Annotated in this window: 21 protein-coding genes and 2 pseudogenes; 9 read left to right on the plus strand and 14 right to left on the minus strand. The window is 46.8% G+C overall.

The annotated features are described in order from the left end of the window. Window positions 1-13 precede the first annotated feature (13 nt). Window positions 14-1,174, plus strand: a complete 1,161-nt coding sequence (locus MKY92_RS29705) for an MFS transporter (RefSeq protein ID WP_339298599.1) — start codon at window positions 14-16, stop codon at window positions 1,172-1,174. Between the two features lie 136 nt (window positions 1,175-1,310). Here MKY92_RS29705 and MKY92_RS29710 read toward each other — a convergent pair whose 3' ends face one another. Beyond that, window positions 1,311-2,273, minus strand: a complete 963-nt coding sequence (locus MKY92_RS29710) for an endo-1,4-beta-xylanase (protein ID WP_091012361.1) — start codon at window positions 2,271-2,273, stop codon at window positions 1,311-1,313. A gap of 262 nt (window positions 2,274-2,535) precedes the next feature. On the opposite strand from MKY92_RS29710, the gene MKY92_RS29715 reads away from it, so the two are divergent. Beyond that, window positions 2,536-4,824 carry a 5'-nucleotidase C-terminal domain-containing protein gene (locus MKY92_RS29715; protein ID WP_339298600.1) on the plus strand — a complete coding sequence of 763 codons (2,289 nt, stop codon included), beginning with the start codon at window positions 2,536-2,538 and terminating at the stop codon, window positions 4,822-4,824. Between the two features lie 139 nt (window positions 4,825-4,963). On the opposite strand, the gene MKY92_RS29720 is transcribed toward MKY92_RS29715, so the two are convergent. Then, window positions 4,964-5,650, minus strand: coding sequence for a hypothetical protein (locus MKY92_RS29720; protein ID WP_339298601.1), 687 nt, complete (start codon window positions 5,648-5,650; stop codon window positions 4,964-4,966). 53 nt (window positions 5,651-5,703) lie between these two features. Continuing rightward, complete coding sequence (locus MKY92_RS29725; protein ID WP_339298602.1) at window positions 5,704-6,642, minus strand: macrolide 2'-phosphotransferase; 939 nt, start codon at window positions 6,640-6,642, stop codon at window positions 5,704-5,706. Window positions 6,643-7,071: 429 nt separating this feature from the next. On the opposite strand from MKY92_RS29725, the gene MKY92_RS29730 reads away from it, so the two are divergent. Together MKY92_RS29730 and MKY92_RS29735 are read left to right on the plus strand one after the other, a co-directional pair. After that, entirely contained in the window at window positions 7,072-7,428 is a 357-nt protein-coding gene (locus MKY92_RS29730; RefSeq protein ID WP_339298603.1) for a hypothetical protein, read from the plus strand. A 383-nt stretch (window positions 7,429-7,811) separates the two neighbouring features. Then, window positions 7,812-9,257, plus strand: a complete 1,446-nt coding sequence (locus MKY92_RS29735; RefSeq protein ID WP_339298604.1) for a DEAD/DEAH box helicase — start codon at window positions 7,812-7,814, stop codon at window positions 9,255-9,257. 79 nt (window positions 9,258-9,336) lie between these two features. Here MKY92_RS29735 and MKY92_RS29740 read toward each other — a convergent pair whose 3' ends face one another. After that, complete coding sequence (locus MKY92_RS29740; RefSeq protein ID WP_339298605.1) at window positions 9,337-10,749, minus strand: DKNYY domain-containing protein; 1,413 nt, start codon at window positions 10,747-10,749, stop codon at window positions 9,337-9,339. A gap of 245 nt (window positions 10,750-10,994) precedes the next feature. Between MKY92_RS29740 and MKY92_RS29745 the strand changes: the two are divergent. The 3 genes and pseudogenes from MKY92_RS29745 to MKY92_RS29755 all read left to right on the plus strand — a co-directional run. Further along, window positions 10,995-12,420: pseudogene (locus MKY92_RS29745) on the plus strand (family 43 glycosylhydrolase); the annotation flags it as partial. A gap of 90 nt (window positions 12,421-12,510) precedes the next feature. Next, window positions 12,511-12,864: pseudogene (locus MKY92_RS29750) on the plus strand (AbfB domain-containing protein); the annotation flags it as partial. Window positions 12,865-12,901: 37 nt separating this feature from the next. Then, on the plus strand, window positions 12,902-13,024 hold the full coding sequence (locus MKY92_RS29755; RefSeq protein ID WP_339298606.1) for a hypothetical protein: 123 nt from the start codon (window positions 12,902-12,904) through the stop codon (window positions 13,022-13,024). A gap of 8 nt (window positions 13,025-13,032) precedes the next feature. Here the strand turns inward: MKY92_RS29755 and MKY92_RS29760 are convergent, their stop codons facing one another. Together MKY92_RS29760 and MKY92_RS29765 are read right to left on the minus strand one after the other, a co-directional pair. Then, window positions 13,033-13,626, minus strand: a complete 594-nt coding sequence (locus tag MKY92_RS29760; protein WP_339298607.1) for a hypothetical protein — start codon at window positions 13,624-13,626, stop codon at window positions 13,033-13,035. 99 nt (window positions 13,627-13,725) lie between these two features. Continuing rightward, complete coding sequence (locus MKY92_RS29765) at window positions 13,726-13,878, minus strand: hypothetical protein (RefSeq protein WP_339298608.1); 153 nt, start codon at window positions 13,876-13,878, stop codon at window positions 13,726-13,728. A 16-nt stretch (window positions 13,879-13,894) separates the two neighbouring features. Here MKY92_RS29765 and MKY92_RS29770 point away from each other — a divergent pair, with 16 nt between their 5' ends. Beyond that, complete coding sequence (locus MKY92_RS29770) at window positions 13,895-14,755, plus strand: GNAT family N-acetyltransferase (RefSeq protein WP_339298609.1); 861 nt, start codon at window positions 13,895-13,897, stop codon at window positions 14,753-14,755. A 51-nt stretch (window positions 14,756-14,806) separates the two neighbouring features. On the opposite strand, the gene MKY92_RS29775 is transcribed toward MKY92_RS29770, so the two are convergent. From MKY92_RS29775 to MKY92_RS29785, 3 genes are all read right to left on the minus strand, one after another. After that, complete coding sequence (locus MKY92_RS29775) at window positions 14,807-15,361, minus strand: hypothetical protein (RefSeq protein ID WP_339298610.1); 555 nt, start codon at window positions 15,359-15,361, stop codon at window positions 14,807-14,809. Window positions 15,362-15,546: 185 nt separating this feature from the next. Continuing rightward, entirely contained in the window at window positions 15,547-15,816 is a 270-nt protein-coding gene (locus MKY92_RS29780; protein ID WP_237178023.1) for a CD3324 family protein, read from the minus strand. A gap of 265 nt (window positions 15,817-16,081) precedes the next feature. Beyond that, a complete protein-coding gene (locus MKY92_RS29785) occupies window positions 16,082-16,990 on the minus strand; it encodes a YafY family protein (RefSeq protein ID WP_339298611.1) in 909 nt (302 codons plus the stop codon). Window positions 16,991-17,059: 69 nt separating this feature from the next. On the opposite strand from MKY92_RS29785, the gene MKY92_RS29790 reads away from it, so the two are divergent. Next, window positions 17,060-17,626, plus strand: a complete 567-nt coding sequence (locus MKY92_RS29790; RefSeq protein ID WP_339298612.1) for a dihydrofolate reductase family protein — start codon at window positions 17,060-17,062, stop codon at window positions 17,624-17,626. A gap of 118 nt (window positions 17,627-17,744) precedes the next feature. Here MKY92_RS29790 and MKY92_RS29795 read toward each other — a convergent pair whose 3' ends face one another. The 5 genes from MKY92_RS29795 to MKY92_RS29815 all read right to left on the minus strand — a co-directional run bounded on the left by MKY92_RS29795 (window position 17,745) and on the right by MKY92_RS29815 (window position 24,870). After that, window positions 17,745-18,869: an SGNH/GDSL hydrolase family protein gene (locus MKY92_RS29795; protein ID WP_339298613.1), complete on the minus strand. Its 1,125-nt coding sequence runs from the start codon at window positions 18,867-18,869 to the stop codon at window positions 17,745-17,747. A 64-nt stretch (window positions 18,870-18,933) separates the two neighbouring features. Next, complete coding sequence (locus MKY92_RS29800) at window positions 18,934-19,302, minus strand: DUF4180 domain-containing protein (protein WP_310338835.1); 369 nt, start codon at window positions 19,300-19,302, stop codon at window positions 18,934-18,936. A gap of 77 nt (window positions 19,303-19,379) precedes the next feature. After that, window positions 19,380-20,273, minus strand: a complete 894-nt coding sequence (locus MKY92_RS29805) for a response regulator (RefSeq protein WP_339298614.1) — start codon at window positions 20,271-20,273, stop codon at window positions 19,380-19,382. After that, on the minus strand, window positions 20,245-21,576 hold the full coding sequence (locus MKY92_RS29810; RefSeq protein ID WP_339298615.1) for a sensor histidine kinase: 1,332 nt from the start codon (window positions 21,574-21,576) through the stop codon (window positions 20,245-20,247). Before MKY92_RS29810 ends, MKY92_RS29805 begins: the two co-directional genes overlap by 29 nt. 156 nt (window positions 21,577-21,732) lie before the next feature. Then, window positions 21,733-24,870: an ATP-binding protein gene (locus tag MKY92_RS29815; protein WP_339298616.1), complete on the minus strand. Its 3,138-nt coding sequence runs from the start codon at window positions 24,868-24,870 to the stop codon at window positions 21,733-21,735. Window positions 24,871-24,872 lie beyond the last annotated feature (2 nt).

Raw genomic sequence — 24,872 nt, forward strand, 5'->3', positions numbered from 1 at the left:
AGGTACGCTTTACATGAAATCACAACAGGCCAACCCGTTCCTAATCCTGATGCTGGCGCTCGGTGTATTCGGAATTATTACAACAGAAATGGGAATTGTGGGGGTACTGCCTCAGGTTGCGAATAAATTCAACATTACGGCTGCACAGGCAGGTTGGCTGGTCAGTATATTTGCGCTGGTTGTCGCCATTGCAGGCCCTTTTCTCACCTTGCTAGCGTCCGGGATAAATCGCAAAATTATCCTTCTAACCGCTGTGCTGATGTTTGCCATTTCAAACGTCGTCTATGCCTACGCCACAACATTTGATACCATGCTTATCTTCCGTATCATTCCCGCACTATTCCATCCCGTCTTCTTTTCCGTAGCCCTGGTCACCAGTGCCCAACTTGTTCCGGCAGAGAAAAGCAGTCAGGCCGTCGCCAAAGTATTTACCGGAGTTACCGCGGGCTTTGCCTTTGGCGTACCACTGACATCGTATCTTGCTGAACGCCTATCCCTCGAAATCGCATTTCTGTTTGGAGCGTTGGTCAGTGTAGTCGCTTTGATCGGCATATGGATCTGGCTACCCTCGATGCCCGTGAAGGAAAAGATGTCTTATGGCAAGCAACTCGGTATTCTGCGCAAACCTGGATTATGGCTAAATGTTGCCGCAGTCATTTTTATATTCGCCGCCATGTTCTCCGTGTACAGTTATTTCGCCGAGTATCTTGGACAGGTCACCCACATGAGCGGATCATGGATCAGCGTCATGCTGACTGTCTTTGGTGTCGTCATGATCATCGGAAATTTGGGGTTTGGACAGTTTCTGCGTAAGAGTGTGTTCCGAACTGTCCTCATCTTCCCCCTGCTGTATGTAGCAGCTTACGCACTCGTCTATTGGGCCGGTCCTCACTTCATGTGGATGGTTATTGTAGTCATCCTCTGGGCATCCGTGCATTCAGGAGGATTAATTGTAAGCCAAACCTGGTTAACCGTTGAAGCGCAGGACGCGCCTGAATTCGGCAACAGCTTGTATGTATCCTTTTCCAACCTTGGTATTACCTTGGGTACTGCCATCGGCGGCTGGTTCATCGCAAACCTGGGAATACATCAATTGATCTGGAGCGGAATGATCTTTGCGCTGATCGCTTTTGTATTGATTTGGATTAAAATCAAATGTTTCCCTGCACTATAAATTGCCGAACACTGTTGAGACAAAGCATTAACACAAATAGCGCCATATTCCCATGCTCAACATGTGGAACAGGCGCTATATGGTGTTATATAATCAACCAATTTACATAGAAGATCAGACTCGTCCAAACGCGAGCTTAAGGATTGTTCGCCAAGTAATTTCTCAGCCATTGCATAGCCGGACGTTCTGTTCCATTGCTGTTGACCAAGTGGGAGCCAGCCTGCCAGGTTTGATTCTGGTTGTAACCCCACAGCGTCACACCTTTAACAGCAGAGTGTTTCCACAGCACAGGGAATTTCTGCTGATAACGCTGCAACTGTGTATTGTCATCACCTGTCATATCCAGCTCGGATACATAGATTGGCAACCCTGTCGCTGCAAGCTTGTTCAATACCGTGTTCATCGTGCTCACAGAAACGTTGTCCATATTGAAGTAATGCGCCTGGATTCCAATACCATCAACTAGACCTCTGTTTTTCAAAAGGTTGATAATCTGGATATATTGGTCCGCTTTAGCGGGATCACCGATAATACCATATTCATTAATTAACAGTTTGGAGTTTGGGAAGGCTTGTCTCGCCTGTTGGAATGACCAGATGACCCAGTCCCAACCCGTTGCCCCGTCTCCACCAATGGCATTGCGGTAGGATGGTTTCGCATGCAGAGGTTCGTTCACCACATCAACGAAGGCAGACTTCGAATACCGCTGTCCTGCGGCTTTAATCCATTGTGTCACTTCAGCCTTCTGATCTGCGGCTGAGAGACTGTTAATCCAATTTGGCTGTTGATTTCCCCATACGAGCGTATGGAATTTGAACGGAAATCCGTTATTGTTAGCATAGTTGTAGGCCATGTCCGCCTGGCCCCAATTCATTACGTTGCGTGTGCCTTCAATAGCATCCCACTTGGTAGAGTTCTCCGGAGTTACCTGATTCCAATATGGGCTAAAATTCGAAGGAACCTGGTTGGCAATAATATTGCCCAGAAATTTGCTACCTTTCGCCAAACCAGCACTCACACTACCAACTGCAACAGAAGCAGCGAGAATCCCTACCAATGCCAATGAGCCGACTGTTTTGAACCACTTAGACTTAATCAATGATTTTCCTCCTTAGTATTCATTTTTTGTTAAGCGCTTACAAAAATCATTTTACTGGATAATTTTGGTTTTTAACACCTGTCAAATTATAGTATTTTATTGTAAAGAAAATAGAATTAAATGCTTTTTCTGAAGCTATCTATAGATTCACTCTCTTAAATCCAACATAACCCTTACATTGGAGTTTACATTCACCGCATGTTTATCTAGTATGAAATGATACATATCTTTACAGACACTAGATAACAAGGGAGATTACAACATGCGCAAAATTTCAACAAAACGTTTCGCCGGATGGCCTTTATCATTCCTCTTATGTGCCTCCATTTTGTTCACCCCTTTTGCTTCCACTCCGGTTCAGGCTGCTGAGGCAGACAAGGAGACTAAGATCACGTTGCTGGGTACATCGGATATACATGGTCGGTTTATGCCGTGGGACTATGCTCTGGACGGTCCAAACCCAACCGGTAGCATGACACAGCTATACACCATTGTGAAAAAAGTCCGTGCGGAGAATCCCAATACGATTCTGCTCGATGCAGGAGACATGATTCAGGATAACTCGGCTGAGTTGTTCAATGATCAACCCCAATCTCCCATGATGGTTGCAATGAACGAGATGAAATATGACGCATGGGTTATGGGTAACCATGAGTTTAACTTTGGGCTGGACGTACTGGAGAAGATCTCTTCCCAATTCAATGGACAACCTCTCGTCGGTAACATTTTCAAAGAAAACGGCGACCGCTACATGCCTGCCTATACGATTATCGAGAAAGATGGAATCAAAGTGGGTGTTATCGGAATGAACACACCTATGATTACCGAATTCGAGAAAGGGACGGATCACCTGGACGGCATCATCGTCAAAGATCCTGTGGAAGAGACCAAGAAGGCTATTGCTGAGCTGAAAGGCAAAGTCGATGTCATGGTTGGACTCATGCATATGGGATTGGATAACGAGAACGGAAATCCGGGAACCGGAGTGACGGATATCGCCAACGCCAACCCGGAGCTGGCTGCCATTTTTGCCGGACACATGCATACGCTGATTGAATCCCAAACAGTTAACGGTGTATTGATCTCCGAACCGAATAAATATGGCTCACACATCTCTCGAATTGACCTTACATTTGAAAAAGACGGCGACAAAGTTGTGCTGAAAAGCAAGGAAGCTCAAGCTCTCGCTGTGAAAGCAGCAGACGGAACATATGAAGTCTCCGATCCTGCGCTGGAAGAGACTTTGCACCCATTCCACGAGTTCGCTCGTGCCGATGCCAACATTGAAGTGGCTGAACTGAAAGGAACAAACCTGGTGCCTGCCGATGAGATTAAGGGTATTCCTGCGGTGCAGATCCAGGAAACACCTTTGTCTGACTTTTTCACCGAAGTGATGTTGCATTACAGTGATGCCGATGTGGTCGCGCACCAGATTGATAACGACAAGGCCAAGCTGGATATAGGCCCGATCAAGAAAAAGGATATTGCATTCAACTACCAATACACCTTTGGTGAAGTGACCGTATATGAAGTTACCGGACGCGATCTGATGGATTATATGGAGTGGTCTGCGGGTTACTTCAACTCCACACGCCCGGGTGATGTGACCGTCAGCTTTGATCCGAAACGACGTGCTTCTAAATACAGCACCGATGATTTCTTCGGCGGCGTAACGTATGAGATTGACCTGACCAAGCCATACGGCAGTCGGATTACAAATCTGAAGTACAGCGATGGGTCAGTGGTCAAAGAAGACGATACGCTGAAGCTCGGTATGAATGCCTACCGGATGGAAGCCCTGATTGCCAAAGGCGGCGCGATGGAAGGACGTAAGTTCAAGCAGCTATGGTCCTCCAAGGACGCTTCGGCATTTGGTGAGATTCAAGGTACAATTCGCAACCTGTCCATCGCCTATCTGAAAGATGTCATGAAAGGTGTCTACGAACCGAAGATTCAACACAACTGGAGAATCACTGGCGTAGACCTGACTGCACCGGAGCGTGCAGATGTAGTGGAGTTAATTAACGATGGCATTATGTCTGTGCCAACAACAGAAGATGGCAAGTACACCAACATTGCCTCCATTAACATTTTGGATACGGTGACTCAGGAAGAGATTGATACGCTATCTGCCAAAGCAGATGTGAGTGCGGCACAATTTGCAGGCGTTAAAACCAAGGGAGCGTTCTATCAACAGCTGAACAAAGCTCGCAAAGCGGCTGGTAATGGCGAGGGAGCAACTACTCCTGAGAAACCTACAACACCAACAGTACCAAAACCAACACCAACTCCAGGCACGTCGAAACCTGGTAAACCATCAACACCAAGCACTGGTAAACCGGGTACCGTCAACAAAGGCAAACAAGCCAAGGTTACAGCGTCTTACCTGAACGTACGCGCTGGCGCTTCATCCAAAGCGAAGGTCATTGCTGCTGTACCGAAAGGCACCCTGCTTGAAGTAATCAGCACAGACAAGTTTGGCTGGGTAAAAGTGAAGCTGGATGGACGTGTAGCATTTGTATACGGGAAATATGTGAGTATTTTGAAATAGACACAATCGTTACGCGCCACGCTTAACGAAAAAGAAAAAGGGCGATCCCTCCCATGGATATCATGGAAGGGATCGCCCTTTGCTAGGTTAACAAACGGTTAGGAGTATCGCTGTAAGTGCCCTACGGGAATGAAGTCATTTAGCCTTTTGGCAGGTTCTTGATTTTATCCATAAAAGCGTCCAGCTGTATGCCATTCGTTTGTTCCGTAAAATCACGTAATTCCTCCGATTCCCCCTCATAAGCGGCGAGTACGAAGTCACCATCGACAATATAGTACGTGCCGTAGCGGGTGAACGAATATCCTCCCAGCTGTTCTCCGGTCGTCCCCTTTTTGACTACAACGATAATCTTCATACCTGTTTTAAGTTCAGGCTCCACACCTGCAAAGTCAGCGTTGTAAAATAAAAAAGTGTCATCGGCTACATCATCACCTGTTACCACTTCATGTACCTTCACCTGATAAGAGATGAATTCAGGTTGGTAGGGCGTGATTCCATTAGCCCTATCCTTATCAGCCATCTTTCGCTCAGACGTGCCCGGCTCAGTAGTCAACTCCACACGGAAACTCGGCAAAACGTTCATAACCTCTGCCACAACGACCCCATCCCCATATGTCATGATCTCTCTGAAACTTACTTCTCTGATATTGATCATCACCGGGGTGTCAGTAGATAGCGGGTATTCCTTCCTCAATTCCTCCATCCGCTCTGGCGACAGCCTGTTTCCTGCGCCTTCATGTGAGTTGGGAAAAGGGGCCGAGCAACCGGCTAAACTAACCGTCAGTACAATGCTTATTAACCATCGCGTCTTACCCTCTCGTGCCACATATCCACCTCCCCTCATTCGACATACTTAGATTTACACCTTCACTGGAGCACCTAATCCCGCCTCACATCCCAGTTTGCCAGCATGCCTCTCGCCATTTCCATCGTCGACTCTTCCCCTGTGGTTAGAGCAAATTTGGCAACCAGTGCCGGGTAAGCAGCCCATTGTTCCCGAATATGCTCAAACATCTGAGGCCATGTCCTTCCCCCTGCCTTCTCGTATCGCTTCAGCAGATCGCGCAGTCCATCATCTTGGAAAAGTCCATAAAGGATTACAAAATCCTTACCCGGATCAGCGATCTCCGCTTCCGTCCAGTCGATGAGTCCGGTTACCCGCTGTGTATCATCGACAATGATATGCGGTGGGTGCAGATCACCGTGATTAAACGTCGAGTGCTTCGGCCAATAGCTACCTACAGACAGCCACACCGTCCAGCGTTCCGCCAGTTGGTCCGGTACCGTAAAATTCTTTTTAATCTCCTCTATATTTGCCGCAAACTCTTTGCGAGCTTCCATAGGTGTCTTGATCCGCACTCCACCTTTCTTCGCCTTGTCGGGATCGATGTTATGCAGCGTGGCGAGAGTCGTAGCCAGTGAATCCAGGAATGTATCCGATAAGCTCTCCTGAGGGAATCGCCACACATACCCTCCCCCTGCGGGATCCACAACTGCGATCGGATCACCATCAAGTAAAGGATAAGCTATCAACTCTGGCGTGAAGATCCTCCAATCCGGTACTTGTGCGGGTATATTTCCTCGGACCACATCCAGCACCTTGCGCTCATTCTCGGCTCGCTCCCACACGTCTTCGCGTCGCGGCTGACGCAGAACCCATCTGCGGCCTTCTTCATCCGTGGCAAATGCTACACGAAAATCCATACCCGACTCGTTGATCTCCAAGGATTCCTCAACGATAAGAAGTCCGTTCTGTTTTGCTAAAGATAATAGCTCCTTATGAATTGCCAAATTTTCACTCAAGTTTGGTTTTGTCATATCAGATACTCCCCTTTTCCTGGATAAACTAAAAAACACAGACATGTTCGCCTGTGCAGTTCTTTTCGGATGTTGGCATACCTGAATGCTCACAAAAAAATAGTAGTACATCAAAGAACCACTTCAAAGAGTGATCCTTTCATGACGACTAGCGGCATACGTGTAAAATGGCAAACCGATCCCGATGACTGCACACAGGCAGTAAACAGCAAGCGTAAACAGACGTTTTTCGCCATACTATCTCAATCGGGAAAAATTTTGCACACGTATCCCTCCGTTCAGTAAGTTACCCATATGCTAACATATTCCAAATTCCAGTTCCAGACTGAATCGAATGATTTTGGTTCTTTTTTATTGATATGCAGGAACTTCGTCTCCTCAGGTAACGTCCATAGTTATAGATGTTTTAAAAAGGAGGTGAGCAACTCGATGTCCATTTTACGAAGATTATTCGTATTCCCGTTTATCTTGCTTCTGCTAACGCTCGGATGCGCAGAGAAATCCGAGGAACAGGGGGAAGAGAAGCCACATGTGCGAGGAATTATTACGGATTTTGAGGAAGAAAGAGGTCAGGTACTCATAGAGAATAAAGAAGATGGCGGTGTTGATTCTGGACCGATTTGGGTCTCGCTCAGCAAGGACGCCGAACTCATCATCGAAGAAGAGATTGTCACCGTCTCTTTGGATGAGACACTCGTTGGTCGAAGTGCAGAAGTGTGGATCAATGGAATTATTGCTCAATCTTATCCTCCCCAAACCAAGGCTGTAAAAATGGTCATTCATTAACACCAAGCAAACTACGCCGATACATTTCGTTTCACGTGGAACGTTATGATACACATTCTCTCTTCGAGATTAGGGCATTCACACAAGATCAGCAACGGGTGTCAGCGCCTAAAAAAATCAGAGTTGGTGAAAACAAATCAATCACTCGATGCATTTACTCCGTTAGGTTGCCCGCTTATAGAGTATAATAAAAAGGTATACGATAAATGTACGGTTCAATGCTTGTATGTAAGCATATTGCATAATTCAAGATTTCAAACGCTCCCGTGTACAAAATATAGACGAATAAAACCATTTCGCTCTTTATTTTGCTAATTTGAAGTCGCTTTAAGGATTTATGCAATATGCTCCTGTATTCAAAACTAACGCAAAAGAGGTAAACGATGAGCGAGCAACAATTTAAAGATTATGGACTTGGTGAAGAGATCATAAAAGCGCTGGACAGTCTTGGCTATGAGACACCAACCGAGGTTCAAACTAAAGTTATTCCGGTAGCACTTGAGAATCAGGATCTTGTGGTCAAATCACAGACAGGTAGTGGTAAAACAGCCGCCTACGGCATTCCGCTCTGCGAGCTGGTGGATTGGAATGAGAATAAGCCACAGGCTTTGATTCTTACACCGACCCGGGAACTGGCTTTGCAGGTTAACGAAGATATTACGAATATCGGCCGCTTTAAGCGTATTAAAGCAACCGCACTATACGGACAGTCCCCTTTTCATATCCAAAAAGCGGAGTTAAAACAAAGAACCCACGTGGCTGTTGGTACACCAGGTCGGGTACTGGATCATATCGAACGCGGCACGCTGCCACTCGAACGGATTGCCTATCTCGTTATTGACGAAGCCGATGAGATGCTGAATATGGGCTTTATCGAGACGGTACAGTCCATCATTCAGAAACTGCCGCAGGAGCGAGTAACGATGTTGTTCTCCGCTACGTTCCCTGAAGATGTAGCCAAGCTGTCACGCAAATACATGAACAAACCGGTGGAGATCGAGATCAAAGCAAGTGGACTGACAACAGCCACGATTGAACATGCTGTGATTAACGTACCCGAGGTGAACAAAACCGCGTTGCTTCAGGACTTGTTCATTGTAGAAAATCCGGATAGCTGCATCGTGTTCTGCCGTACGCAGGAGAATGTGGATAAACTGTTCCGGGTCATGGCTGACCTTGACTACCCAGCAGATCGTATCCATGGTGGTATGGAGCAGGATGAGCGGATTGAAGTGATGAACGCATTCAGACGGGGACAATTCCGTTATCTGATCGCAACGGATGTAGCCGCACGGGGTATCGATATCACGAATATTACTCATGTCATCAACTACGATATTCCTTTGGAAAAAGAGGGATATGTTCACCGCACAGGCCGTACGGGTCGCGCAGGCAAAACAGGTAAAGCCATTACGTTGATTACACCGAAAGATGGCCGACGTCTGGCCGAGATTGAATCCTATATCGGTTTCGAAATTCCTGTCGTGAAAGCACCTTCTGAAGAAGCTGTGGATCGCCGCAGAGAAGATTTTGAGAAGCGATTGAAGATTGTACCTGAACGTAAAAAGGACAAGCGTGAACAGCTGAACCAACAGATCATGAAGCTGAACTTCAACGGAGGCAAGAAGAAGAAACTTCGCGCCGTAGACTTTGTAGGTACCATCGCCAAGCTTGAAGGGGTAACCGCAGACGACATCGGGATCATTACAATTCTGGATAATGTGACGGATGTAGAGATCCTGAACGGCAAAGGCCCTCTCGTACTGGAGCTTATGCAAAACACAACGATCAAAAAGATGCAGCTCAAGGTTCGCAAAGGTCATAAATAGTTTGGCAAACACGGTCAAATAAATAGAAATTCAAACAGGGATAGTGGACTCTTTTCTAAGTCTACCATCCCTGTTTTCATTACCTCTTCTTTTTCCGCACTGTACCGCCTTCCACCGTATACCGAAATAACGCATCCTCGGCGCCCCCGATATCATCTGTAACTTGAAATGTCGCTGCATCTCCCGACTTATAAACCCCACCCGTCACAAAGCTGAACACTACACGGTCGTCTTTGCCCCAATATTGATTCAGCATGACAAATGTACTTCCATTGACACCCTTTACCGTACGGTTGCCATTGGCATTATATAGACCATTCTGATCCGTGGCCCAACTCTGGGGATCGGCATCAAATAGATGTGTAAAGCTGGCTCGATCCATATGTTTGTTTGGTTTACCCCATAGATACACATGATCGGTATCCACTGCCCAGCTTCCAGAAGGTGTTATTAACTCAAACGTTGCTGCATCTGCCCCCTTGATCATCTGAAGCACATCGTCCGGTTGACCGAAAGGCTGACTTGTCCGAACAACCTCGGCACGGTACACATGTTGTTGATCTTTGGAAAGTCCAAGATGCTCCGTTCCGGCAAACACTTCAAACTGCTGAGCATCTGCCTCGTCGACACGGTATCCGTTGTAATACACATGATTGCCATCACGACCGAAGGGTCCACCTAGTGACTGGAACGTATCCGGGTCTGCTCCTTTTACAGTACGCCATTGAAAATAAACACGTTCCCGGTCCCGTGCAAACTGCTCGTCCAACGGTTCAAAGGTAGACCTTTCCGCTCCACGAACAAGGTTTAATACGGCTTTTGCTTCTTGACGATACGTACCGCCCCATTTTGTTCTATAAAAAATGGACGACGCAGTCTCGTACCAATTGCCTGTTAGCTGCGTAGCGGCCTCTTCACTGTGGGCATAATGTGCATGCCACCAGCCAGGTACGTCGGGATGATGTTCTTGCAACCATGCCCTCACCTCATCCTTTCCCCCATTCGCATAACGAAGAGAGCTGGACAGATGGAACAGATGGTCCTTGTCGGTGCAATAGTCGTGATGAGCAATCACAGCATTCGTATCGATATCCTCAAATAGATGAAAATGCGTGCTGCTCTTTACATATAAATAACGTTGGTCCTGAGCAAAGTAGGGCGTATCCGGCAGCAATTGAAAGCTACTCGGATCGGAGTCAGGCACGGCCTGATCTTCCAGATAGACGTAATGTGAGTCGCAGCAGTAATCTTCATCGATCACGCGAAAAGCTTCCGTATCCCGGCTGAACAAACTCGCCTTGTTCTTGCGAGCATTGAACCACCATATTCCCTGATGATCACGGAGATAGGCGAAAGTCAACCATCCCTTTTGATACGTAGTGATGACTTCAAAATCCTGAGCAGTAATGCCTCCCTTAATCGGAGCGTTCGTTCCATCCACTTCATTATGCAATATCACCTGAAGGTCTTCATCTACAATAAACTTGTCCATGACGGTTCACCCTCCAACCCTGTTGTGAAATCAGTCTCTCCTCATTTTAGCGCGTGTACCTGATCCTCTCTACATCATCGTACTTGATATTTAGCAACATTTCCTCCGCTCTCACCGCTCAATCCCGAGGAGATGAAGGTTTGTTCAGTAATGGATGGATTGTTCACTTGAAAAAGAGTCTAGCCCAACTACAATATAAATGAAAGCGCTACATTATATCTGATATCTTTCGGGAGGTGTATGTAATGGGTAACAGGAAAGCCATCTGGTTTCTGGTCTTTGCACTCACGTTCACCCTGTTTGGACTTCATCCTGAACGAACAAGCGCAGCAAGTGTCACGATAACCAATGGCACCGATTGGCTCGACACCGCAGGTAATCCCATTCATGCGAACAGTGGCAACATTCTGCAGGTAGGCTCGACGTATTATCTGTACGGTGAACATGCGGTGGGCGGCAGGTTCGACAGCGTGAACGTCTACACCTCCACCGATCTGAAGAACTGGACTTTCAGCAATGCCATTCTGACAAAAGATTCCGCAACCGAGCTGGCCTCCAGTAAGATCGAACGTCCCAAAGTCATCTATAACGCCTCCACCAACCAGTATGTACTCTGGGCACACTACGAGAACGGTACGGATTACATCCTTGGGCGTGTAGCGGTCGCAACAAGCAATACTCCAAATGGCAAATTCACCTATGAGGGCAGCTTCCGCCCACTCAATTATGAATCCCGTGACATGACCGTCTTTGTTGATACCGATGGCACAGGTTATCTGGTTACCGCTTCACGCAAGAATGGCGGCGCCAATGATACGATGGCTATTTTCAAAATGAATTCAAGTTACACCGGAGTACAATCCTTCGAGGGCTGGCTGTTCGAGAACGCCTACCGTGAAGCACCTGCCGTTGTGAAAAAGGGAAACCGCTACTACCTCTTCACCTCCCAAGCCGCTGGCTGGTATCCGAATCAGGGTGCTTACGCTACAGCCACTTCCATGACAGGTCCATGGACTGCGCTTACGCCATATGGCAATCCATCTGCCTTTGGTTCGCAGATTCATGATATTGCCACGATTACAGGCAGCAACACCACATCCTACATCTACATGGGGGATCGCTGGAATCCGATGAATCTTGGAGAGCACAAACATATCTGGCTGCCGCTAACCTTGAATGATTCGAAATGGAACAGCATCACTGGAGTGGTATAAAACTTGGAATATCGACGCAGTAACGGGTGCGGTAACACCTCCTGCTCTCGTCAACCATGCACAAGGTAAAACAGCTACCGCCATCTCCACAGCCTCCGGATCGTCTGCATCCAACGTCAATGATGGCAACTACCAGACTTCATGGGTAGCTTCCTCCAATAGCTGGCCTGCCTGGTGGCAGGTGGACTTCGGCGCACCGAAGACGATCACCGAGATCGATACGTCCTGGTTTATGTATAAAGGTTCCGAAGGGTACTACAAATACAAAATTGAAATTAGCAACGATGGTGTCAATTACTCCACCTTGGATCGCACCAACAATCTGACCTATGGTTTCACCACGGATGCTGTGTATTTCACCGCCCGTTATGTACGGATCAATATGGTGAACGCGGTCTTGTGGAATAATCCGGGGAACTGGTACACCCCAACCCTGCACGAGGTCAAAATGTTGGGTCCTGCAACACCGGAAGCCACAGGTTACAGCCGGTTCAGTTCGCACAACGTTCCGGATCGATACATCCGTCATGCCAATTACACCGCTCGCGTGGATTCCAACGTCTCCCCTGTTCTGGATTCCCAGTTCCGCGTCGTACCGGGTCTTGCCAGCTCCACAGGAATCTCGCTTGAGTCCATTAACTTCCCAGGCTACTTTCTGAAGCGTAATGCCAGCAACAAAATTGTACTTGAAGCTTACGCCAACACCGCCGCCTATAAGGGAGATGCTACGTTCCTAAGCAGTCCTGGTTGGGCTGATAGCACCAAAGTATCCCTTCAATCGTACAGTCAGCCCGGATATTACATCCGGCATTATGATTACGTGTTACAGCTCGATGCCATCAACCCTTCCAGCAGCTCAACGGTGAAGAGTGACGCTACGTTTGGGCGAACCAATTTCTAAACAAATAAATAAACTGGATGATAATAGGATGAACTGAATGTTGAACACCAAAATTTACGTTGTAACCAAAAAAGGCCACTTCTTCAGAAGAACAGAAACTTCTGAGAAGCGGCCTTTCTTGGGCTGCGGACGAACCAAAGAGCAGGTTTTTGCCAGATAAAACATACACTATAGTGAATTATTGATGATATCTGCGAATGCATCCCTATTGTACGTATCATCCTGAATGCGCCATTCTCCCTGATCCTGCAAAAAGGTGATATCACCCGATAACGGAATGGACTTGAACTCCTTGCCGTTCTCGTCTGTAAATTTCAGATCGAGCGTGTATTCCACCAGAATCCAGTCGCTCTTGCTGTCTTTGATCTTGGTTTGTATATTTTCAGGATGCAGCTTCGCTTGTTCGATGTGTGCAACCTGAAGAGGTAAGACAATATATCGATTAGCCATGTAAGCCTCATAATTCTTGGAGGTTAGGAATGGCTTCATGGTCTCTCCTTTGGCCAATAACCCATCCATCTCTAATGTATCATCATAGTCCTTACCATCCACGGTGAGTTCTGTTGTCTTATAATCCAGTGACATTTCGAGCGCCTGTTGCTGCTCCTCCGCTGTCGCCTTCTGATCACTCACATCATTCGGCTGTTCCGTTACTGGTGGAGTGACAGGTTCAGTGTTTTCCGCTGTTTCAGAAGGCGTACACCCCATGAACATGGCGGCGGAAAGAAATAATATACCCATCACATATGCCAACTTGCGCATGGTTAATCCCTCCCTTTCTCGTCAGTATTACTCTCAATTATCCCTTCAATAGGATATAATGTCCAGTTATTGGGCACATCTGAACAGACATCCAGTGAATTAAATCCATTGGGTGTCATCTTCATCATAGATTGTGTTATAGTCATCGGGAAGTGATTTGGAGGAGATAATGATGATGATCAAAATTACAACTGGACCAACTCTCGAAGGATAGCGCCTGCGGGTCCAATAACTGCGTGTTTCCTTCAACAATGAAGGTGTGAAAGCTATGTCAACTTATCAAGTCATTCCTATGATCTATGATTCCAAGGAACAGATTGATGCTATTATTTTGCTCGAACAACAATGTAAACAACTGGATTCCGTCCATCTAAAGGCAGACCTTGACCATATCAGCAAAAAAGACGGAGACCATGCACTCCTCTGTTATCGCTACGGTGATTTGGTAGGACTGCTCAGTTGGTATCCATCCGACGGCGTAACCGGGAATATTAATGCCATAGTACACCCAGATTTTCGTCGCCAAGGTGTGTTCGGCAGCCTACTGAAAAGGGCCATCCTGGATATGAAACCACGGGGGATCAACCAACTCAGTTATCGCGTTCCTCAGGGCTTATCTCCGGGCCTTCTCACTGCCCAATCCCTTGGAGCCATTTATGATCGTGCAGAGTACTCGATGCAACTTGTGAATGAGGTCCTTTCGGTTGTGGAGCCGCCTGAACTAACGTTGTCCGTGGCAGAAACCAAGGATATGGAGTTTATGGTCACTTGCTCCTCCCAAGCCTTTGGAGATTCGGAGGACTGGACACGCGAGTACTTTATGCAAACAAATGAACCCAGCCGAGTCACCTATATTGCATGGCAGAATCAAATGCCTGTTGGGCTGGTACGGGTCAACTCCATTAATGCAACAACCGCATTTATTCATAACTTCTGTATCTTGCCTGCTTATCAGGGACAGAAACTGGGGCGCACTGCGCTTAGCATCCTGGTTGATCTCCTAAGGAAACAAAGTTACACAGATATTCGCCTATCCGTTGTTACCGAGAACAAACGCGCTTTGAATCTGTACCGCAGTGTTGGTTTTGAAGTGAATTCTGAGTATCACTATTTCAACGGTAGTTTATAAAAGGCAGTGGAGAGAGAGATCGTTTTCCGCAAAGGGAGACGGTCTCTCTCTTTATATGTTGGAGAATTGGAAAACCAATTTATAGCCATCAAACGTATGCCCGTACATTTCCCGATAGTTACCTTTGGTATAATTAGCCACTGTTTTTCGCCAGAAAGATTGGCCAATCTTATTTTTTTCCGATGGATTGGTGAACAACTCCCAGTTTCCTCTAAACATGCCGAAGATCATCGATGCCACGTGTTCCGCAACACCTACACCTCGAAACGGCTGCATCAGAAAGAAGTCATGTACAAAGAAATTCGTGCCTTGTGAACAATATGGCGGAGTAGCTATGAACGCAAAACCTGCCGGTATGCCATCCACAATCATGAGGAACGGATAAAGACACTCCCGTTTTTCCCACCAAATGTTCTGTACATCATACTGATCCTGTAACGTTTTGTAATCAGGACTTGGCTCAAAAATGCCATGTTCGTTCGGGGTGTGCTCTCCACCCAGACCATAATGTCCGGATAGATCATGAAGGTATAGCGGGTACATATTTTTAATCACATACGCCTCGTCTTTATTCGTTAATTTCACTTCTATATTCATATTATTCATATTCACCAACCTTACCAGATGATTTTAAGGAGTTACTTCATGAACTCTCACCGCATAACCTTCTACCGTCAAATGAATTGTACGCGTAATTAACAACCTCGAATATGTAAAAAAGCTTTAATAACCATTCTTTATTCTTACAGGAAAAAGCCACATTCGATTGCTCGAACATGGCTTCTATAGTTTCATCCCTTTTTGCAATACACAATTTTCTTGATGCTATCGATGGATAAGCAGTATTGGTCCGCAAGCTGATCGATGGTTGTTCCCGCAGCAAAAAGCTGGCGGATCTCGTCGTTCCGATCCTGGACAATCCTTCTGCCACCCGAGTTCTCGCCCCACTTCTTGTGGGCATCCTTGGGCCTCGGGATGTAGATCAGACCTCCGGGGATATGACGCTGTATTTCTCTGAGCAATTCTTCCGGGAAGATTGTATCCGCATTAATATATTTCACGTTGCTCCACTCCTTAAAAGTTAGAATCTTTAAGGCAGCAGAGTCGTACAATGAACGCATTGGATATGCACTATAGTGATATGGCGGAAATGGATTTCACGCTCTATACAAACAACCGCCGTTGTTCATCGCATGGACTCTGCATAGAGCGGATCGTGAAACTTCTTATGAATCGAATCATGGTAGCCCCCCATTCAGTTCAGTCAAGATCAGGTTACTTAAGATGGTACTCCTATATCTTCCATGTCAGAACCTTTATATCCTTCTACTCGTTGATATATTGGCTTACACTCCGTCCAAGCAATTCTCTAACCTGCTGCTTCAACTCAGGTGGTGAGATCACCTTCACTTCCGGCCCATAGGAGAGTAACTTTCGCGCTGTAAAAGAAAACTCCTCGGGCGGAACAAGTCCGCGCCACTCATGGCCTTCAACCGACTTGAACAACACATCTGACGCAGCAATCCTTGCTCCAAATTCCGTGAATTGCAGCACCACTTCTACGCTCGCTCTGCCTTCTTTGGCATCTAACCACGCTTTCAGACTTGGAACAGATTCATCCACCGAATCCGTAACAGCCAACTGCTGCATGCGATCCACCCGATACAACAATACGCGATCCTTATTCCGGGCTGGCATGTACCAATGTCCCTGCTCATAGTAGATGCCATAGGGGAAGACCTGGACTTTTTTAGGACCACTGCGGGCATGATACATAAACTCGATTTCTCTCTTTTCTACTGCCGCACCCAATATCTCAGTTGTTAATGGCTCCGCATGCTCACCAGGATGCTGGACAAAGGTTATATGCTCTCTCATTCGCATAATCAGATCCTGTACATCTTCGGGCAAAGTAGAGAAATACTGCTCAGCTAGATGCTCACGCATTGATCCATACGGAAAATCCGGGACTTGCTGTAGATATTCCAGCATCATAAACAGCCCTAATGCCTCCTGCTGTGTCAGTTGAAGAGGTGGCAAAATCCGATTGGGCAACACCCGATATCCTCCGTTCACGCCAACTTCTGTGTACAAAGGAAAACCCAGCGCCTGCAATGCATCCAGATCTCGCTGGATCGTACGAACCGAAACGTCGAACCGTTCTGCCAGTTCCCGGGCAGTGAACTTCTGTCTGGAATCCATGAGACGCATAATAGCCAGCTTCCGATGATTCATATATTCAACATCCTAACTACGTCAATTTTTGTCGTAGTTAAAGTGTATCATACATTGTAGAAGGGAGCGATGAACATGTCTGATAACAAAACCATTTTGTACATTGCTATGAGTTTGGATGGATATATCGCAAGACTGGACGGTTCGGTCGATTGGTTATTTGATGTGGAGGGTGATGGTGGAGACAACGGGTATGCTGCATTTTATAAAACAATCGGTAGCGTTGTTATGGGACGTTATACGTATGAAGAGGTGCTCACACTGTCTGAAGAATTCCCCTATGCGGATCGGCCAACATATGTGCTTTCCCGCTCGGAACAGCCGCCCGCTCCGCATGTACAGTTTACAACCGAGACGGTAGATACGCTCATTCCCCGATTAAAACAAACTTCTGATGGAGACGTGTGGATTGTAGGTGGCGGAATACTGGTTCAAGCTGTGTTAGCAAAAAAATTACTGGATGAGATTGAAGTCGCTATCATTCCCAAAATTCTTGGTGAAGGCATCCCCTTATTCCCGACAGGCACTGTGCCCAGTCAATTCAAAATGGTCCGGACCCAGACGCTGGGACAGATCATTTCGATTCGTTATGAGGTACAGAACAGCGGCACAGTGGATACACCCTCGAATGTCTAGATAAGTAGAAAAGGAAAAAGACCATTCTTATGATGAAGGGACCTCATAAAGTTAGACACCATCTAACCATTGGGGTCCATTTCATGAAAGAGTGGTCTTTCCATTACCATATTTCAAGCTATCCTATCATTCCTCGCACATATTCTGCTAACACCTCTGCCGTCCTACGGTGAGATAACTCGCCTGGATGGGTGCGCGCTCCTACCGTCTCTTCGGTTGTATCAGGAAGCTGGATGATTGAGACCTTGCGGTCTCCTGTCCCCTTCGTATACGCATCAACCGCGCGATAGATGGCAGGCATCATGGGAAAACCAAGCATGCCATAAGCCCATACGAGTTGTGCATCCGGATTGTTTTTCCGAAGTTTGAACAGGAACTGCTCCACTGCTTTCTCAAAAGCGGTCAGATCTTCTTCATGATACGTACCGTCTTCGTTCAGCCGCTGCTTGTACACCTTACCAGTGTCGGGGTCTTTCCACTCCGGTGACTGAAATGCGCCCCCATCATTGCTGCCCAAGTTCACGACCACCACATCCGGCTGCCACGAACCAAAATTATGCTGATCTCCTGCACCGAGCGCTTCGTTACGCTCACCAGTAAGCAAGCCACAGACCTGTTCGTAATACTCGGGGATGTTCCCTTTTGGATTGTTATCCCAACTTGTCAGCACACCCCAGCCACTTTGCGAGATGACCCGATACTCCGCATTCAGCGCTTCTGCTGACATGAACGTATAATTATGTATGGCGCTGAACCACATCGGAATCCAATCTTCCTCCGCTTTCGCTCCAATCGCACCTTCGCCAGATGTAATACTGTCACCAATGAACTCGATCTTGTACGGTTTTTCCTGCACAGGCAGGAACGCTCCATCGGATTTCACCGCATGAATCTGCAAAGCACAACCCGGGTCACCACTCATCGCTTGAACATCTTTTACGATCCGTACATTCTTCACCACATTCGCGTTCATTCCTCGGAATATACAGACCCAGTGCCTTCCCGCCGTTAACATCTGTCTGCTCACCGAAACACCATTGATCAGAATGCTGATCCATGACTCATACATGTCATACTGTGACTCTACCTCAACCCATAGTTCGGAGCCCCGTACATTGAGTTCAACTGCACTCCCCGTCCAAAATAACGTCAACGGCGATCGCTCTTCAGTCGTTCTGCCATGCACTTTAAGATTTCCGATCTCAGGCAGAGCATATATCTTTAAATTCTCATTAGATATCACAGTGCAAACCTCCTAAGTTTGGCTCATATTATAAGCAGGCTCTCTACATGCCTCGGATGTACGCTTAACTGATATTATGCAACTTTTGAAGCGCTTCCTCTTTGTTTTTCAAAAAGAAAACATGCTTGCCATTGTTGCACTCATAGATGAAATCTCTCAGGCTTTTGCTGTTATGTCCTTCGAAATCTCCCACAATAGCAAGCTTAACATGATAGTTCACGTATTTCTGCAAAATCTCGCCTGCAAGCTTGGTTTTCAGTTCGAAGAACTCTTCCGTGATGTTCGATTTGTCGATAATGAGTTTATCAGCATCATCGGTATACCTTACCGAAGCCATCAAATCCAGTGCATCTTGAGCATTGTTGATGACGATGCCATTACTTTCAATTATGGCGACCTTAGAATTGCCTTGTTGATCAATAGTTATGTTCATTTCACTTTCTCCTCCTCTGGAATTCGGCTTTTGGATAAGAGATAAATATCTCAGTTACTATTTAGTTATTCAATTGTTCAATTATTTATCTTTTCAAGCGTCTCCATATAGAACACATGCAGGAACTTTTTGATATTAACCTTGCTTTTGTCGCCTGCCTGATCTTCCTCCATGGCTCTCATCTTCATCCGTACATCCTGAAAGTCAAAGTAGAGGGGCGCATAATGCTCAAACTTGTGGTTGCTATAATCGGTGAGTCCAATCGAGGCCATGTTCGTCAGTGCGGCAATTACCGTTCTGCGGATGCGTTGTTCCATCGCCTTGCTCTCTTTCTCCACGTCCTTGGGCGTAGCCTTGTAAGTCTGGGCCACCGCTTCATAGGACTCCTTCAGCGGCGGCCACTCCCCGGCACGCTTCTGATCAATCGCATACTCCATGAGAGCCATAATATCCTTGCTGCCACTTTCTCCGATGATCCCCAGATCCATCAGAATGCTTTTTGCCGCATCTCGCACGGTACGACCTTGGGCAAGCGCCGGCGCTTCCATCAGATTCAATCGGGCCATCGACTGCTTGATCTCCAGCACGTAACGTTCGTACTTCCACTGTTCATTCACTTTGCTGAGCACATGCTCCACTTCCACCCGATTAATCGGTTTATGAATGAAGAATTCAATTCCGTTTTGGTAGGCAGCCCCTACCATCTCTTTATTCTCCACCTGAGAGATCATGATGAATTTGCCGGTATATCCGCTGTGCTTCAGTTTCGCAACCGTCTCAATTCCGTCCTGATCCGGCATCAGCAGATCAATCAGTACCACATCGGGACGCAGATCCATGATCATCCGTGCTCCTTCTATGCCGCCCTCTGCCATGGCCGCAAGCTCGCCGATACCACAGGATTCGATAATATCATGCAGCATGCTCCGGCTCACCACATCATCATCCACGATCATGATAGAAAGTGTCATCGACATCGGCCCCCTTGATTAGATTCATTTTGGGAATAGTTATAGCAAATGTTGTCCCTGTCTCTCCTGGAGGCGCCGACTCTACCTTAATCTGTCCCGCCAACGACTGAACGATATCACGTACATGAGACAGGCCAATGCCTGTTGCAGCAATGCCGACTTCATTGAACTTCGTTGTGTAGCCCGGTTCAAAGATAACATCCCGTTTGGCTTCGGGTACGCCTTTTCCAGAATCCATCACAACGAAATGCACGTTTTCTTCCTGCTCATATATACGAATTCGAATCGTCCCATCATGCTCAATCGCCTCTACCGCATTGGCAATCAGGTTATTCATTACCGTTAGAAGAGGAATGTAATATGGAGACTCACAATCATACTGTTGCTCAATGTTGATCTCGACCTGCTTATGCAGCATTTCGCTATATTTTCGGTTTGCTTTACTGGCAAAGTTCAGCACTTCGGATAAGCTCATGTTGACTGCTTTTTCGTTATCATACAGCTTCAGCAGACCCGCGAGAATACGTTGTGAATCCTTCTTCACTTCATGAATCTGCTGAGCAATGCCCAGGGTGCGCTGACTGTATTGATTCATGTCCTGCTCCCGGAGATCGCGATATAGATCATAGCTGTCTGCCGTAATGCCTTCGATCGTATTCATCGCTTTCTTTAGATAAAAGACCTCGCTATACAGACCCGAGTTCACACTCAGCATCTGCTCCATCCGCTTCTCCTGCTCTGCATGTAAGAGCCGCATCTGCCTCACCGCAATGCTGTTATATAGCCCAATCACAAAGTAACTTCGCAGACCACCTACCACAAGCAGATACAACCATTCCTTCATATAAAAGATATTGGTCCCGCTTAACATCCCGCGAAAAAGCAGCTCAACAAGATTAGAGGAGAAATCGATACATGTGATTAACCCGCCGAGCAGAAGAGGCTGTATCTCATGGAATCGATGCTTGAATTTGCTAAGCCCATAGGCAAAGACCAGATAATATACACCTGCCCCCAGATTGTCCCGCATGCTTTCCAGTATGGACACGGTCTGTACATGATTGATGAGATCTGCCGACTGAAACAGCAAATTCGCTATGCCTGTCAGGATTCCTGTCTTCACATAAGACAAGTGTGGCATGATCATCAGCAGAAATAAAAGGATGCTAACCCCCAGCCCGATTCGGAAGTAATCTTCCCGGAACGGATTTATCTTGAATTGCGCCCCTACCGCTGTGGCAAAGGCAATGGCCGTCATCTGTACATTTTCATTTTTGACCCAATTGCGCATCGATCTCTTCACCCACTATAACAACGTTTAGCGCCTACTGCCGGAACCCGCGCTTCTAATGTTAAACATACTAACATATGAAAGATGCATTAGAAATAATTAAAAATAGGGACTGGATGCGCAAGCAAAACAAAAAGGCCGGAAGTCTTCGCTTCTGCGGCCTTTTCCTTATATCTTATCCGGAATATCAAATGATACCATCGTGCCCTCACCTGGCTCACTTACGATCGACAATCCCCGACCATACCGTTGCAGCAATCTGCGGTTTGTATTCACAATGCCTATTCCGCCTTTTCCACCTGGCGTAGCATGTAGCAGTTCTGCAACCTTCTCCGGTTCCATACCTTTGCCATTATCCTTCACCTCAATACGGGTATAACCCTCATGACGAGTGATGGATAGGCATAACGTACCGCCTACATTGCGGCTTAATAGACCGTGTCTGACGGCATTTTCAATCAAAGGCTGAATTGATAGCGGCGGAAGAAGCAACGGAAGGTCCGGCTCTACGTTTAATACCACTGACAATCGGTCTTCAAATCTTGTTTTTTCAATAAAAAGATAAGCTTCAACGAGTTCCAGCTCGTATGATAATTTCACCAGTTCCCCTGTATTGAGATAGTTGAAGCTGATCCGTAAATAGGATGAAAAAGCATCGCCAAGCTTCCGCATATGCTCTGTATCAATATCACTTAAAACCATAAGTGAATTCAGGGTATTAAACAGGAAGTGAGGCTGAATCTGAGCCTGTAAATAAGCGGCCTCCATGCGCAGGCGCTCTTGGATAGACTGATTTAGCATGGTCAATGCACGTATCCGATATTTCAGTTCCACCGCATCTACAGGCTTCGTGACATAATCATTGGCCCCCGATGCAAACCCCGTGTAGATATCTGGCGGCTGACTACGTGCCGTCAACAGCAGCACAGGAAGCTCAGACATCGAGAACTGTTCCCTCACCTTCTGGGTTAACTCATAGCCGGACATATTGGGCATCATCACATCTGTAATGAGCAGATCCCACTGACGTGTTCCGAGCATTTCCATCGCTTCCTGACCCGAACCTGCTGTAGTTATATCATATGGTTCCGTCGAAAGAATGCTGACCAACACATCCAGATTCACCGGATCATCATCCACAGCCAGAATGGAAGCTCTTCCCTCTTTTAACAACGGAGCCATCTCTGCTGTCGCCAAGGCTTCCGCGTCCCCCATACCTTGACGGGGTAACAGGAATCCGCTAGGTGCATCTTCCATCATCTCGGCGGCCTGTTCCCATATCAGGGGAAGTTGTGACTGAGCCTGATCGGCGGCTTCATCCGCGAGTGGCAGATCGAAGCTGAATACCGAGCCCTTTCCGAGTTCCGAGCGAACCGTAAGTGCCCCGCCGTGCAGTTCTACGAGCTCTTTGCAGATGTTCAGTCCAAGCCCGATGCCTTGTCCATCACTGATTCCATACGACCCTTGTTCATACGGAAGGAAAATACGCATCCGTGTATCCTCATCCATGCCAATGCCTGTATCCGTCACATGAATCAGAGCATGTCCTTCACGAATTTCGGCACTTACGGATATCGTTCCTTCCTCTGTATGTTTAAGCGCATTATGCAGCAGATTATACAAAATCTGAACGAGCCTTTCTTCATCAGCCATGACCAGTGGGAACGATTCCGAAATCTCCATATGAAGGCGGACCGGTTTCCGTTCTGCCATGAATTGCAGCATAGCGATAATGCCAGGCACAACCGACTGTATGGAAATAGGACTCTGACGTAACACAATGCGGTGTTCCTTCAACCGGACTACATCCAGTAGATCACCAAGGAGATGTGACATCCGTCGACCAATCGTAATCAGCAACTCCATATCCTCCAGGCTCTGTTCATCCAGCCGGCTTTTCTCTCGGGTGACCACGTTGTGGGCGATGTTAATGATCCCGTGCAGCGGGGTCCGCAGTTCATGTGATGTATTCGCCAAGAACTGATCTTTAATTTTGTCACTCTTCTGCAATGCTGTATTTAGCTCCATATTTTCTCGTGCATTCCTGAAATACTTCTTGAACCAATAGGCGGAGAAGCCGGTGATTGCAAAAATAATATCGATTGGATAGTACACCGTCGTCACATCTCCGGCTGTCTCGGCCACACTCCATATCAGGTTGGATGTAATACCTCCTGCAGTAAGTAGCAGAAAAACAATATCCCGGTCCGCCTGTTTCCTGAAGATCATCGTTCCGACGATATATAGAAACCAGATCATGGATACAAGAAAGAATACGTTAATGACGTTGTAATGGATCATGGCATATGTAATATGAATGGGCACCACCACAATCACGGCCGTATAGATCAAGGTCATGACAACATGCCACTGTAGCCATGCCTTTCGTACATGAACCATCGTTAATCTCTGGAATAACAGAAGGATACAAGCATTCTGCAGCAACAATGAGATCAATCGAATTTTAATGCCCCAGGTATAATTAAATGGAAGCCATAACATCAATATATTGTCATGACCCATCGTAACCGTGATGCCAACGGATATAGTTAATACGGCTCCAACCAGCAAGGAACGTTCCTGTCGATTAAATGCGTAAAGAATACAGGCATACATGCCGTGGAGGAGCATAACCAGAAAGGTGAGCATCTGAAAACCAATGGAATACCAACGTGAAAAATCAACAGCTGCCTGTGAACCAAAGCGAACAGGTTTGCTAATTCCGCCCATATACGGGCTGTCGTAATTGGCTACACGGACCAATAGTTCAATGGAGGTTGTTCCTTCCTGATCATAGGTCGCTGTATATGAAGTGCTTCGGGGTATATATGTACTGCTATCCGTGGAGACCTCACCCATGCCCCCGTCCGCGTCTCCATTCATCTCAACCTCGGATGAACTTCGGATTCCCTTGAACCAGAAGGTTACCGGCTTCTGAAGTGGATCTGTCAAAATGCGCAATCGATATGTTCCGTAACCGTACGAACTCTCTTGTTCCTGATTCTGTACACTCCCCCAGTCTCCTGGGACCTGAACACTCTTCGCACCGCCATTCCTCTTCGCAATATCTTGTTGGGTCAGCAACTCATCCGGGTAAAGTTCCCATTCCCCATTCAAGTACATGACAGGGGACTGATCCAGATCCACATCTCTCAAATCAAGCACCCCGTTAACGGCGCGATGCTCATCTACTGTGTGGAATAACTCTGACCATACCGAGCGCATGCCAATTAACACTCCAAAAATGATTAGCATGATGATCAAATATTTGTAACGGTCCCTACGTTTCGTTTGAAGTAATTTCATTA

It is taken from the genome of Paenibacillus sp. FSL R5-0623 (genome assembly GCF_037974265.1).
GTDB lineage: Bacteria > Bacillota > Bacilli > Paenibacillales > Paenibacillaceae > Paenibacillus.